At 63.8% G+C, this 12,950-nt stretch carries 14 protein-coding genes; 5 read left to right on the forward strand and 9 right to left on the reverse strand.

Going from position 1 to position 12,950, the window contains the following annotated elements; translation table 11 throughout:
• Positions 1-52 precede the first annotated feature (52 nt).
• Positions 53-904: an S-formylglutathione hydrolase gene (gene fghA, locus NOX35_RS18730; protein WP_256494312.1), complete on the forward strand. Its 852-nt coding sequence runs from the start codon at positions 53-55 to the stop codon at positions 902-904.
• Between the two features lie 37 nt (positions 905-941).
• On the opposite strand, the gene NOX35_RS18735 is transcribed toward fghA, so the two are convergent.
• Positions 942-1,889: a sensor domain-containing diguanylate cyclase gene (locus tag NOX35_RS18735; protein ID WP_232537994.1), complete on the reverse strand. Its 948-nt coding sequence runs from the start codon at positions 1,887-1,889 to the stop codon at positions 942-944.
• A 132-nt stretch (positions 1,890-2,021) separates the two neighbouring features.
• Positions 2,022-2,297 carry a VF530 family DNA-binding protein gene (locus NOX35_RS18740; protein ID WP_003074820.1) on the reverse strand — a complete coding sequence of 92 codons (276 nt, stop codon included), beginning with the start codon at positions 2,295-2,297 and terminating at the stop codon, positions 2,022-2,024.
• A 233-nt stretch (positions 2,298-2,530) separates the two neighbouring features.
• Between NOX35_RS18740 and NOX35_RS18745 the strand changes: the two genes are divergently transcribed.
• A complete protein-coding gene (locus NOX35_RS18745; protein ID WP_256494313.1) occupies positions 2,531-2,887 on the forward strand; it encodes a cupin domain-containing protein in 357 nt (118 codons plus the stop codon).
• A 30-nt stretch (positions 2,888-2,917) separates the two neighbouring features.
• Here the strand turns inward: NOX35_RS18745 and NOX35_RS18750 are convergent, their stop codons facing one another.
• Both NOX35_RS18750 and NOX35_RS18755 read right to left on the reverse strand, forming a co-directional pair.
• The gene (locus NOX35_RS18750) at positions 2,918-3,217 is read right to left on the reverse strand and encodes a putative quinol monooxygenase (RefSeq protein WP_182283645.1); all 300 of its coding nucleotides are present in this window, start codon (positions 3,215-3,217) and stop codon (positions 2,918-2,920) included.
• A 141-nt stretch (positions 3,218-3,358) separates the two neighbouring features.
• On the reverse strand, positions 3,359-5,278 hold the full coding sequence (locus NOX35_RS18755) for an FAD-binding monooxygenase (protein WP_256494314.1): 1,920 nt from the start codon (positions 5,276-5,278) through the stop codon (positions 3,359-3,361).
• Between the two features lie 136 nt (positions 5,279-5,414).
• Between NOX35_RS18755 and NOX35_RS18760 the strand changes: the two genes are divergently transcribed.
• A complete protein-coding gene (locus tag NOX35_RS18760) occupies positions 5,415-5,933 on the forward strand; it encodes a MarR family winged helix-turn-helix transcriptional regulator (protein WP_182283647.1) in 519 nt (172 codons plus the stop codon).
• 96 nt (positions 5,934-6,029) lie between these two features.
• On the opposite strand, the gene phnX is transcribed toward NOX35_RS18760, so the two are convergent.
• From phnX to phnD, 5 genes are all read right to left on the reverse strand, one after another.
• Positions 6,030-6,893 carry a phosphonoacetaldehyde hydrolase gene (gene phnX, locus NOX35_RS18765; protein WP_256494315.1) on the reverse strand — a complete coding sequence of 288 codons (864 nt, stop codon included), beginning with the start codon at positions 6,891-6,893 and terminating at the stop codon, positions 6,030-6,032.
• A gap of 58 nt (positions 6,894-6,951) precedes the next feature.
• The gene (gene psrA / locus NOX35_RS18770) at positions 6,952-8,040 is read right to left on the reverse strand and encodes an iron-containing alcohol dehydrogenase PsrA (RefSeq protein ID WP_256494316.1); all 1,089 of its coding nucleotides are present in this window, start codon (positions 8,038-8,040) and stop codon (positions 6,952-6,954) included.
• Between the two features lie 119 nt (positions 8,041-8,159).
• Entirely contained in the window at positions 8,160-8,996 is an 837-nt protein-coding gene (gene phnE, locus NOX35_RS18775) for a phosphonate ABC transporter, permease protein PhnE (protein ID WP_182283650.1), read from the reverse strand.
• Positions 8,993-9,838: a phosphonate ABC transporter ATP-binding protein gene (phnC, locus tag NOX35_RS18780; RefSeq protein WP_256494318.1), complete on the reverse strand. Its 846-nt coding sequence runs from the start codon at positions 9,836-9,838 to the stop codon at positions 8,993-8,995. The genes phnE and phnC overlap by 4 nt, the downstream gene beginning before the upstream one ends.
• On the reverse strand, positions 9,835-10,704 hold the full coding sequence (phnD, locus tag NOX35_RS18785) for a phosphonate ABC transporter substrate-binding protein (RefSeq protein WP_182287264.1): 870 nt from the start codon (positions 10,702-10,704) through the stop codon (positions 9,835-9,837). The genes phnC and phnD overlap by 4 nt, the downstream gene beginning before the upstream one ends.
• Before the next feature lie 175 nt (positions 10,705-10,879).
• Here phnD and NOX35_RS18790 point away from each other — a divergent pair, with 175 nt between their 5' ends.
• Together NOX35_RS18790 and NOX35_RS18795 are read left to right on the forward strand one after the other, a co-directional pair.
• A complete protein-coding gene (locus tag NOX35_RS18790) occupies positions 10,880-11,812 on the forward strand; it encodes a LysR substrate-binding domain-containing protein (RefSeq protein ID WP_256494319.1) in 933 nt (310 codons plus the stop codon).
• Positions 11,813-11,960: 148 nt separating this feature from the next.
• Positions 11,961-12,941 carry a tripartite tricarboxylate transporter substrate binding protein gene (locus tag NOX35_RS18795; protein ID WP_182283653.1) on the forward strand — a complete coding sequence of 327 codons (981 nt, stop codon included), beginning with the start codon at positions 11,961-11,963 and terminating at the stop codon, positions 12,939-12,941.
• Positions 12,942-12,950 lie beyond the last annotated feature (9 nt).

Consider the following 12,950-nt stretch of genomic DNA (forward strand, 5'->3'; position numbering starts at 1 on the left):
GCAATCGCTTTACAAACAAGCGCTAGCAGCTTTTCTTTTAGGAGTAAGCGCCATGGAACTCAAAAACGCCCACGCCTGCTTTGGTGGCGCCCAGCGCTATTACGAGCACCATAGTTCCGAGATCGGCCTCGCCATGAAGTTCTCGGTCTATCTGCCGCCCAAGGCCGTGATGGGCGAGAAGGTCCCGGCCCTGCTCTATCTGGCCGGCCTGACCTGCACCGAAGAAACCTTCATGATCAAGGCCGGAGCCCAGCGCCTGGCCTCCGAACTCAATATCGCCCTGATCTGCCCCGATACCAGCCCGCGCGGTGCGGGCCTGGCGGGCGAGGCCGACAGCTGGGACTTTGGCGTGGGCGCCGGCTTCTACCTGGACGCGACCACCAGGCCCTGGGCGCTGCACTGGCGCATGGAAAGCTACATCCTCAACGACCTGCTGCCCCTGGTCGGCAGCAAGCTGCCCGTGGACCTGCAGCGTCTGGGCATCTTCGGCCACAGCATGGGCGGCCACGGCGCGCTGACCCTGGCGCTGCGCCACCCCGGCCGGTTCAAGTCGGTCTCGGCCTTTGCACCGATTGCCAACCCGCTCAACTGCCCCTGGGGCCACAAGGCTTTCAGCGGCTATCTGGGCGAAGACAAGGCCGAATGGGCCAGGCATGACGCCAGCGAGCTGATGGGCGCGCAAGCCTCCGCCCCCTACCCGGCAGGCATCCTCATCGACCAGGGCCTGGCCGACAAGTTCCTGATCGAAAAGCAATTGCTGCCCGAAGCCTTCGAAGCCGCCTGCGCGAAGGCCGACCAGCCGCTCACGCTGCGCCGGCATGCGGGCTACGACCATGGCTACTATTTCATCCAGAGCTTTGTCGACGACCATCTGCGCCACCATGCGCAGCAGCTGGGCGCCTGATTCGTCGGGCCTGGTCCGGGCACGCAGCTGTCACACCTCAAGCAATGCAGTGGTCCGCCTGGCCCCGATCCGCCACGACCGCCCGGTGCCCGCCCTGCATCTTGGCGCTGTACAAGGCTTGATCGGCACGGCGCATGATGGCCTCCAGGCTGCTGTCAGTCGGCACGAAATGCGCAATCCCGACACTCAATGCAGGCATGGAGCTTCCCGTGGCATACCGCTGCAGCGCCTGCTGTCCGGCCTCCAGCAGCTCCCGCGCCAAACCTGAAACCTGGGCAATATGGCGATCGCAGCACAGAATGGCAAACTCGTCTCCGCCCAGACGACAGAACACATCCTCGGGAGCCAGCAACCAACGCACGGCAGCAGCCAGATCGCGCAGTGCCTGGTCACCTGCAGGATGTCCCAGACCATCATTGATGGCTTTGAAGTGGTCTACATCAAAGCTCATGAGCCAAGCTGGCCGCCCCTGCAGCCTATGGGCCGTATAGGCTTGAGCCAGCTCGCGCATAAAACCCCGGCGATTGCATAGACCCGTCAACTCATCATTCAAGGCCTGCTCCTGCAACTGCTGCTGCATGCGCTTGCTGGCCGTGATGTTGCTGGCCACCCAGACAACGGCTCTCTCGCCCCAGAAGAGCTCGCCCAAGGCACTGACGCGACCTTCAAACCAGATCGCTTCGGCAGGTCCTTCCAGGGGCAGACCCAGCACATCGTGCGCACTCAGCTCATACTCCACGACCTGCATCTTCTGGCTGCTCAGCGCCTCCCGAATCTGCTGAATGAACCACTGAGCCTTGACGGGAGCCAGCACATCGCCAATGGATTGGCCGACCAGGGACGTTCCGTCATGGTAGTAGCGCTGGTCCTTGCCGCCCAGAACTGCCGCGTAACGCCCCGACTCCGTCAGGATGAAGGTCGGATCCGGCAAGCCGTTGCAAATGTTTTCGTACTGGCTGGCTGTGAAGAATGTAGTGTCTGACATGAGCACAAGCGAAGCGGGAACGACAAATTCTCGCAGAATCATTTTTTCACCTGCCACCAGCCCAGCTGGGTGTATCCACAAGCAAGAAAACCGCCTCACGGCGGTTTCTCCTTGATGCGGTCCAGCGCCGGATCAGTCCTCGGACCGCTCGGTTCTTCTCGCACGCCGCTGCTGCTCGCGCTCATCGGCACGTTGGGTCTGCACATACAGCTGCTCAACCTGTTCGCGCGCCCAGGGCGTCTTGCGCAGAAACTTCAGACTCGAGGAGATGCTGGGATCCAGATTGAAGCAGCGCACGGGCACGCGGCGCCCCAGCTCGCGCCAGCCGTAGTAATCCACCAGGTCGGTAACGATGCGCTCAAGCGTCAGCCCATGCAGCGGGTTGCGCGGTTGTTCTTGGGAAGTCATTCGCACATTGTCGGGGAATCGCCCGGCAGACACAGCCCCGGGGACAAGATCCGCACTGCCAGGGGCGGCCTGTCCGGGACAGCCTGTCCGGGCCTGCTTGCGCAGCCGGGCGCCACGCCAATGACATGGGTTTGACTTTCCTGTGCGCCAGCAAGAGATCACACTTTTGGCAACCGGCCCGAGCGAAGACAGGTTCGCTTCAACGGCCGTGACGAGGTGCGAAGGAGCAAAGAATGTCCAAGCAACAGCAAGTTCCCGAAACCCGGGGGGTGGCAGTGCAAATGCTGGCCACGCTTGACCTGGGCCCCGAGATCGAAGGCATGGCGGGACGCCAGCTTCGCATGCGCCTGGTGACCATGGCGCCAGGCGGCGTCTTCGGCCCGGTTCATGACCACAAAGACAGACCCGGCATGGTCTACATACTCGAAGGATGCATCACCGACCATAGAAATGGCGTGGCCACCGACTATGGCCCGGGCGTGGGCTGGCCCGAAGACAGAAACACCACGCACTGGCTGGAAAACCGTTGCGCCGTGACGGCGGTGGAAATTTCGGTCGACATCATCAAACTGCAGCAGGCTTCAAACTAGGCGCTCTCACGCCAAGCATCTTCCGGCCGCTCAGGTGGCGCGCGGGGCCTGCACCTCGTAGAGCCGCAGATCCCGCTGCCCGATCCCCAGCTCCGGCCAGGCGGCACGCCAGGTCTGGATATGCGCAGATGCGAAATGTGCATCCAGCGCCGCCTGATCCGACCACAGCTCCTTCACATGGATCAGCCCCGGCACCAGCACATCCTCGGCATAGCCGTATTCAAGACAGCCGGGCTCCGCGCGCGAGGCCTCCACCATGGCACGCATGGCAGGTCGGGCAAGGGCCAGGTTCTCGGATGGCAAACGCACCGTCCCCACGATCAGCAGCATGTCTTCTCCTCTTGAGCACAGGCACGCATCGTAGCAAGCAGCGCTCACTCGCTCTGCCCGGGCGCAAAAAAGGGAGGGTCAAGCCCTCCCTGAAACACCTTCCAGGCGTTGATGCTGACCGGCAGTCCTTGGCTGAGGCTCTCAGGCCCGCATGAAGGACTCGAAATAGGCGCTCAGCGCAGCGTGGTCGCCCAGGGGCAGAACCTGGGCCACATACTGGTCGGGACGCACCACCACCAGAGCGCCCTGCTGGCGGTCGATGCCGCGCAGCTCGAAGATGTCCTGGCCGGCATTCTTCAGATCGGGGCTGAACACTTTTTCGTAGTCGATCATTCCCAGCTCGCCCTTGCGCGGCAGCAGCAAGGCGGGCAATGTCTCCAGCGCCACCTCGGTATAGGCCTGCGGGAAGATGGCGCGCAGATCGAAGATGCTGTCGATATCCTGGCCGGCCGGCGTGAAACGGCGCAGCGGCGATGCCGCATCGCCCTCCAGGAAGCGGCACAGCGCCAGCAGGCCGGACTCGGGCTGCGCCAGGTCGTTCTGGCCGACGAACGCATACAGGCGCCAGCGGCCATCGGCCTTGCCGCAGTGGCCCAGCTGCACGGGCTTGGCGTCGGAGACACGCACCACCGGCGCGGAATGGAAACGCATGCCCACCGTGAAGCCGCTGGCCAGTGCCTGATGCGTGGCCTGCCCTGTCAGCAGCGAGGGCGCATAGTGCGTGCCGACGCCGGCCGTGAAGCGGCCATGCTGCTCGAAGTACTTCTGGAACTCCTTGGGGTCCACACCGCCCTGGCCGCCTTCCTTGGCCGGGTCGCTGAACATCTTGGCCCATTCGCGGTCAAAGTCGATCAGCTGCTGGGCCACGACCTGGCGCTCTGACGAATAGGTATGCAGCAACTCGGGCGCACATTGCTTGCGCAGCACGGCGGCCAGCTTCCAGCCCAGGTTGAAGCTGTCCTGCATGGAGAAATTCATGCCCTGGCCGGCCTTGGGGCTATGGGTGTGGCAGGCATCGCCGGCGATGAAGACGCGCGGCAGGGGCGAGTCCGGCGTGGCCACGGCATCGGCCACATCGTCATATTTGGCGCAGATGCGCTGGCCGATCTCATACACCGACCACCAGGGCACATTCTTGACTTCGAGCTTGTAGGGATGGAGCACGCGCTGGGCGCTTGCAATCAGTTGCTCCACCGTGATGTTGCGGCTGGCCACACGCTCGTCGGCATCCAGCTTGTCCATCTCCACATAAAAGCGCACCAGATGACCGCCTTCGCGCGGGATGATGAGCACATTGCCCTGCTCGGACTGGATGGCCACCTTGTAGCGCACATCGGGGAAGTCCGTCACGGCCAGCACATCCATCACGCCCCAGGCCTGATTGGCCGAATCGCCGACCAGCTGGCGGCCGATGGCCCGGCGCACATTGCTGCGCGCGCCGTCGCAGCCCACCACATAGCGGGCCTGCACCGTTTCGATCTGACCGGCATGGGCGGCGTCGCAGCGCTCCAGCGTCACGGTGACCGGATAGTCCGCTGCGCCGTTGTCGACCTTCACATCCAGCACGCGGCGGGCATAGTGCGGCTGCAGACGACTGGGCGAGTTGCGCATGCGCTCCAGATAGTGGTCGTGCACGCGCGCCTGGTTCAGGATGACGTGAGGGAACTCGGACAGACCGTCTTCCGTGTCCTGCACGCGGCCATGGCGGGCGATCCGGCCGGGCTGGGCAGGATCGGGCTTCCAAAAGGTGACGTCGTTGATCCAGCATGCCTCCTTGAGGATGGAATCGGCGAACTCGAAGGCCTCGAACATCTCCATGGTGCGGCAGGCAATGCCGTCAGCCTGGCCCAGCTCCATCGGTCCTTCCTTTTGTTCCACGATGCAGGTGCGGATATCGGGGAAGGCCGCCAGCTGCGCGGCCAGCGTCAGGCCGGCAGGGCCGCAGCCCACGATCAGCACATCGACCTGCGATGGCACGGTCTCGGTATGGGCAGGGGCCAGCGGCGAAGCTGGTGCGATCAAGGGGTTGCCAGGACGAAAACCGTTCAAATGAAACTGCATGGAGGCCTCAAGTTCTTCAAGTGCGCAGACGCCAGTGTCTGCTAAATCAGTACGCACACAAATAGTATGTACACATACCAAATGCATGCATCGTATTATTCGAAACTTGAAATGCCAACCCCACCTAGGGAAAACCATGATTAGCTCTGCACTACCAAACGCTGCCTCAGACAGCGCCAGCAGCCACACCGTCTTTCCACGCCTGGAGGTGGAAACCTTTCCCGGCCACGGCATACGCCGCCTGCAACAGGTGGCCGTGGCCGTGTTCAGCCAGGCCACCGAAGCCTGGGGCGTGACGCCGCTGCAATTTGCCGTGCTGCAAAAACTGGTGCATCTGCCGGGCATAGACCAGCGCACGCTGAGCATGGAAGTGGGCTTTGACAAATCCACCATCGGCGGCGTGATCGACCGCCTGGAAGCACGTGGTCTGCTGTTGCGCCAGCACACGGCCAAGGATAGGCGCGTACGTCTGCTGTCCCTGACTCCCGAGGGCCAGGCCCTGCTGACGGATGCCGGCCCCTCTGTGCTGCAAGCCCAGCAGCAGATGCTGGACCCGCTCAGCGAGACCGAACGCGAGCTCTTCACGCAGCTGATGCGCAAGGTCATAGAGCACCACGAGCAGCTCGATCCCGAGGCACAGACGCCCGCAGGCTGAGCGCAAACCGCAAGAAAAGCCCTGGGCCGTCAGGCCTGGGGCTTGGCTGGTCAGAACCGGGCTTGCATTCGGGTCTGAAAACTCCCGAACTGTGCTTCAGAACGGCATTTTTCCGGCACGCATCTCGGCCGCGATCTGCGCCAGCACGGCCGGCAGATCGGCCACGCTACGTACCACGTAATGGGCTCCGGCCTTTTTGAGCTTGGCTTCGGCCACGGCGACACGGGCCTCGACCTCCTCCTCGGGCGCATTGGCAAACTCCTGCACGCTATAGCCGACCTCGTTGCCCGACAGGCTCAGGCCCACGGTCCACATGCCTGCGCACAGACCTTCCGCGATGCCGGGCACGGTGTCGTCCACCTTCACGCAGGCACGCACATCGCCAATACCCAGGGCCAGCACATTGGCAAGAGCCATGAAGGGGCCGGGGCGGCCGCCGGCTTCGAGCTCGTCGCCCGCCACCACATAGTCGGGCTTGAGGCCTGCGCCTTCGGCCTGCGGCAGCAACTGGTTGAGCACTTCGCGCGGGTAGCCCGAGCAGGAGCCGACCTTCAGGCCCTGGGCGCGCAGCCATTGCAGCGTCTGCACAGCGCCTGCTATGGGAGCCGAGAACTCGCCCACCTTGGCAATCTGCAGCGGCATGAAGCGCGCGTAGATGGCATCCACGTCCTCGTTGGTCGGTGTCCGGCCAAAAGCGGTCTGCCATTGCGCGGCAATGCTTTCATCCTGCAGCAGCTGGTGGATATGGTCCCATTTGGACAGGCCCATGGGGCCGCGCGCCTGGGCCAGGGTGATGCTGATGCCGAAGCTGGCAAAGGCTTCGACAAAAATCTGCGTGGGTGCGAGCGAACCAAAGTCCACCAGCGTGCCGGCCCAGTCAAAGATGACGGCTTGCAGCGGCGACAGATCGGCGGTGGGCTGGGACAGCACCAGGGTTTCAGCTTGAGCGATGGAGTTCATGGTTTTCAGTGGTGGCTTCAACAGGATGGAAAGCGGAAACCGGTTCAGGTTCCGGGACTCAGTTCAGAGAGCGAATGAAGTTGCGCCCGCGCGGGCCGCTGGCGGCTTTTTGCACCATGGCACTCCAGGCCTGGGACGGCACGCCATAGTGGGCCGGATCGGTGGCAACGCCCAGCCCTTGCAGAACGCCGCGCAGACACTCGACGGCTGCGGCAGGCGTGCCGGCATCGAAGATGGAGAGCAAGGCCGCATCGGCCGCCGCATCTGCACCCAATGCCATCTCCAGCACCAGGGGCAGGCTGAACGAGCAGGCCAGGCCGTGCGGCACGCCATGCTGCAGCGTGATGTCGTAGGACAGCGAATGCGCGAGCGCGGTCTTGGTGTTGGAGAAAGCCAGACCGGCCATCAGCGCTGCCTCGGCCATCTCGCTGCGCAACTGCGCGCTGCCCAGATCCTGCATCAGCGCGGGCAGCGTGGCCAGGGTACGGCGGGCAGACTGCACGGCCAGCGCCATGGAGACGGGGTTGCGGTTCACATTCCAGATGGATTCCAGCGCATGCGACAGCGCATCCAGCCCCGAAGCCAGAGTGGCACCCGCCGGCAGGCTGATCATCAGCTCGGCGTCGATCACCGCGGCCTCGGGCCAGGTGCAGGACTGGTGCAGCGAATACTTCTGGCCGGCGGCTTGATCCCAGATCGTGGCCCAGGGCGTGACTTCGCTGCCCGTGCCGGCCGTGGTGGGGATGGCGATCAGGGCCTTGTGCCCTTCCGCCCCCAACTGGCCGCCCCGCTTGAGCAGCGCCAGCAGGTCGGCAAACCGGCCACTGGGCGTATGGCAGATCAAGGCCTTGGCGGAGTCGATGGCACTGCCGCCACCCAGGGCCACGATCACGGGCACCTCGGCATGGTCACGCTGCACCAGCTCGTACAGCGGCGCCAGCCACTGCACATCGGGATTGGGGGCAATGCTGTCGATCACTCCGTGCAGCTGCGCTCCCAGCAGCTGGTGCATGCGCTGCACCAGGCCCAGGCTTTGGGCCTCGGGAAAAGTGACCAGCAGGCAGCTGCGCCCGGCCAGCAGGGCCGGCAGCTGATCGAGACTGTTGCGACCCACGCTGATGTGCACGGGGTTGTGATAGGTCCACACGAGAATACCCTTTGACGTTTTTTGAGCGAAATCAGCCCTTGACGCTTATGCGCCAAGCGCTGATAGCTCATATTTTTGATATCTCAAGCACTGCGGCGCACACCGGCGCCGCAGCGAAATCAGTGGCGAGCGCCCTGCTGTATGCGGCTGCGCAGCCAGTTGGACGCCATGTCGGCGGCAATCACCATCACCGTGATGACGATGATGCAGGTCGCGGTCTCCTGGTAGCGGAACAGCTTGAGGCTGCTGACCAGCTCGAAGCCCAGACCGCCCGCGCCCACCATGCCCAGCACGGTGGCCGAACGCAGATTGACTTCGAAGCGGTAGAGCACCACGGCAATCCAGGCGGTGATGACCTGGGGCACCACGCCAAAGGCGATGATCTGCAGCTGGCTGGCACCGGCGCTGCGCAGGGCCTGCAGAGGGCCGTCGTCGATCTCCTCGATCGCTTCGGCAAAGAACTTGGCCAGCATGCCCATGCCATGCAGGGCCAGGGCCAGCACGCCGGGAAAGGGCCCCAGGCCCACGGCCGAGACAAACACCAGCGCCAGAATCAGCTCGTTGATGCTGCGGATCACATTGAGAAACTGACGCGTGATGCGGCGCAGCCAATGCCAGCCATGCAGATTGCCGGCCGCCACAAAGGACAGCGGCAGCGCCAGGATTACGCTGAGCAAAGTGCCCCAGATGGCGATCTGTATCGTCTCCAGCGCCGGAGCCCACAGGCGCGGCAGCATGCTCCAGTCGGGCGGCACCGAGCGCGAGAGAAAGTCGCCAATCTGCGGCATGCCGCCCGCCAGCTCGCTCCAGCTCATCTGCGCGCCCGCAGCGCTCCAGTGCAGCACCCAGCCGATGACCAGGGCCAGCGCGGCATAGCCCAGCCAGCCGCCCTTGCCTTGCGGGCGTGCGGCCGTCCATTGCCAGCGGTCTGGCTGCTTCAGGCTATGACTGTTCATTGCAGACCTCCTGCGGCAGTGGCGGGCGACATCGAACCGGGCAACCAGTTGCCGGCCGAGGTGCTGCTGACATTCAGCACAACGCCCTGCCCTGCGGTGGGGTCGGCGGGCTGCGGCTCGCCGCTGTAGATGGCGTTGAGCGCGGCCTCGTCCAGCATGGCCGGCACGCCATCAAACACCATGTACCCCTGCGACAGGCCGACGATGCGATCGCCAAACTCCCGGGCGTAATCGACCTGGTGCAGATTGCAGACCACGGCAATGCCCAGCTCGCGCGTGGCATCGCGCAGATACTGCAGCACGCTGCGCGCGGTCTTGGGATCCAGGCTGGCCACGGGCTCGTCGGCCAGAATCACCTGCGGCTGCTGCGCCAGCGCACGGGCAATGCCCACGCGCTGCATCTGCCCGCCCGAGAGTGCCTCGGTGCGCTCATCGGCCTTGTGGGCCAGGCCCACGCGTTGCAGACATGCATCGGCCAGTGCGATATCGCTTTGCCTGAACAGCTGCAGCACCGAGGCCAGCGTGCCGACCTGGCCCAGCCGCCCCGTGAGCACATTCTTGCGCACCGAAAGGCGCTGCACCAGGTTGTGGTGCTGGAAGACCATGGCCACATGGCGGGACAGCTCACGGCGCGAGTGCCTGCGCATCAGGTCGATGCCGCCCACCTGCAGCTGGCCGCTGTCGGGCTGGTTCAGCCCGTTCATGCAGCGCAGCAAGGTGGACTTGCCCGCGCCCGACAGGCCCAGCATGACCACGAACTCGCCGGCCTTCACATCCATGTCAATGCCATGCAGCACATGGTTGCTGCCATAGCTTTTGCGCAGATTGCGGATGCTGATCATTTCATCTTCCCGAGGTCCAGGTTCAGCGCCTTGGCGGTCTGGCGCACCACGTCATAGGCCTGATCGTTGGTGGGCGCAAAACCATTGAGCTCGCCACGGTCGCCCCAGGGCAGGCCCTTGATCTCGGCCAGAGCCGCAGCCACTTTCTTCTTGGTGGCTTCGTCCAGATTCTTGCGCCAGGCCATGGGCGACTCGGGGATGTCCTTGGAGTGCCAGATGACCTGGAAGTCCTCGGCCTTCACATGGCCCTTGGCCACGGCCGTCTGGAAGATGGGATCGGCCACGGCCGCCGCATCCACCTTGCCGTTGGCCACGGCCATGATGCTGGCGTCATGCGAGCCCGAGAAGATCACCCGAGAGAAATACCTGTCGGTATCGATGCCCTCGCCCTTGAGGCCGGCCTTGGGAAACAGATGGCCCGATGCCGAGCTGGGATCGACAAAGGCAAAGGTCTTGCCCTGCAGCTGGGGCACGGTGCCCAGGCCCTTGTCCTTCTTGCTGATGATGATGCTGTTGTACGAGCTCTTGCCGGACTTCTTGGCCACGGGAATGGCGAAGGCCTCGGCATTCGCCAGCTGGCTGGCCAGCACATAGGAGAAGGGGCCGAAATAGGCCACGTCGATCTTGCCCGAGCGCATGGCCTCGATCACGCCGTTGTAGTCATTGGCCACAAAGGGCTTGATCTTCAGGCCGGTCTTGGCGGCCAGCTGGTCCATCACCTGCTGGCTGGCGCGCATCATGGCCTGGGCATCCTCGGAAGGGATCAGGCCCACGCGCAGCTCGGTGGGCTGCTGCGCCATGACGCCGGTGGTGGCGGCCAGGGTCAGGCTGGCGACTGCGGCCTTGAGCCATGTTTTGCGGGTCATCGTCACGGAATTCATCCTTTGCATGTGCGTGTGAAGTACAGCTTTTCCGGGCTGCCGTCGCACCGTCATTGCAGTGCGTTGACGCAAATATTAGGGTCGACATATGACTGTCATGTGAAGGTTTCAGAATCAGTTTTGACAGTTTCCATAGATCAAACCTTGAGATGAGATTGGCATGAGCACCGCCCGCTACCGAGCTTTTATCGCCGTGGCCCAGCAAGGCAGCCTGAGCGCCGCCGCCCGCGCCTTGGGACTGAGCCAGCCCACGATCTCCAGCCAGATCGCCACGCTGGAGCGGCAAAGCCAGATCGAGCTCTTCCATCGCCAGGGCTATCGGATGACGCTCACCGGCGCCGGCCACAAGCTCATGACGCTGGCGCAAAAGCTGCTCGCGCTGGAAGCCGAAACCGAGTTCTTTCTGCGCGACTCGGGCCAGCTCAACCAGGGCGAACTCAAGATCGGCGCCGTGGGGCCGTTTCATGTGATCGAGATGGTGGCCGCCTACAGCGCCCGCCATCCCGGCATGAAGCTGTCGATTCGCATGGGCAACTCGCAGCAGGTGCTGCACGATCTGGAGCACTACACCACCGATGTGGCAGTGCTGGCCGGTCTCTATGACAGGCCCGAGCTGCTGGCGCGCGAATATGCGCGCCATGCCATCATCCTCTTTGCCCATATCGATCACCCGCTGGCAAGGCGCGAGCAGGTCGAACTTGGCGAGCTGCACGGCCTGCCGCTGCTGCTGCGTGAGCAAGGCTCGACCACGCGTGCGGCCATCGAAAAGGCTCTGCAGGCGGCCGACGTGAAGCCACGCACCCAGCTGGAGATCGGCAGCCGCGAAGCCATACGCGAGGCCGTGGCGCGCGGCCTGGGCATCGGTGCCGTGTCCGAGGCCGAATTCATTGCCGACCCGCGCTTTCGGCCTGTACGCATTGCCGGCGACCCGGCCAGCACCACCACCTATGTCTATTGCATGAAGGAGCGCAGCGAAAGTCTTCTGGTGCGTTCCTTCCTCAAGGCCATTGAAGGTAGCGCTGCTCCCAATCTGCCTGTACTACTGACCGCTCCAAAACCCTTGATCGCTCCAACGGCCAAGAAGCTGGCGTAATTCGTCAAACCCTCTGCCCCCCTTGCGCCGAGAATTTTTTGACAGCGCTGCCCGGGCACGACAGAACTTTCTCGCCGGGACAGTGCGGCGGCACGGTGCACTGGCACAGCGGCGGCTGCCGGGCAGTCAAAAAACAGAGGAGACAATGATGAAGCAAACCATGCTCTGGAGGGCCGTTGCTCTGGCAACCGGCCTGAGCCTGAGTGCAGCGGCCATGGCGCAGCAAGCGCCCTGGCCCGTCAAGCCCATACGCCTGGTGGTGGGCGGCCCTGCCGGCGGCAATGCCGACTCGCTGGCACGCCTGTTGGCCGACGGCATGCAAAAACAGCTGGGCAAGCCGGTGATTGTCGAGTCCAAGCCCGGCGCGGCCGGCGTGCTGGCCGTCAACGACCTGCTCACCAACGGCAAGGACGCCCACACGTTCTTGCTGATCCAGGGCGGCATAGTCAGCGAGACGCCGCTGGCCTACAAAGTCAGCTATCAGCCCTTCAAGGATCTGAAACCCCTGGCCCAGCTCAGCCGCAACGGTCTGGTGCTGATTGCCAACAAGGACTTCCCGGCCAGCAATCTGCAGCAGCTAGCCGAGCACGGCAAAAAGCAGGCCGACGGACTGGACTTTGCCTCGTATGCCACGGGCATGCGCGGCCATACCTCGGGCATGCTGCTGGGGCAGTTGCTCAATATCAAGATGAAGCACCTGGGCTACAAGGGCTCCCCTCCAGCGCTCAGCGACCTGATGGGCGGCCATGTACCGCTGATGATGGACGGGCTCACCACCGCCCTGCCCCTGATCAAGGCAGGCAAGGTCAAGCCGCTGGCCGTGAACTACCCCACGCGCATGGCGCAACTGCCCGATGTGCCCACCTTCAAGGAACTGGGCTACCCACAACTGGCCGAGGTGAGCTGGTTCGGAGTCTGGTCGCGCCCCGATATCCCTGCCGATGTGCAGGCCAGGGTCAGAGAGATTGCGCTGCAGTATTTCAAGCAGCCCCAGATCGAGGCCAGGCTCAGGGACATGGGCATGGAGTCGGGCACCGACGCGACCCCGGAGGCACTGATGAGCGAACTGCAGAAGGCCTATCAGCGCCAGCAGGCCTTGCTCAAGTCAATTGATTACCAACCTCGGTAAACCGTTCAG

This window comes from Comamonas sp. C11, assembly GCF_024496285.1.
In the GTDB taxonomy this organism is placed as follows: domain Bacteria; phylum Pseudomonadota; class Gammaproteobacteria; order Burkholderiales; family Burkholderiaceae_C; genus Comamonas; species Comamonas testosteroni_F.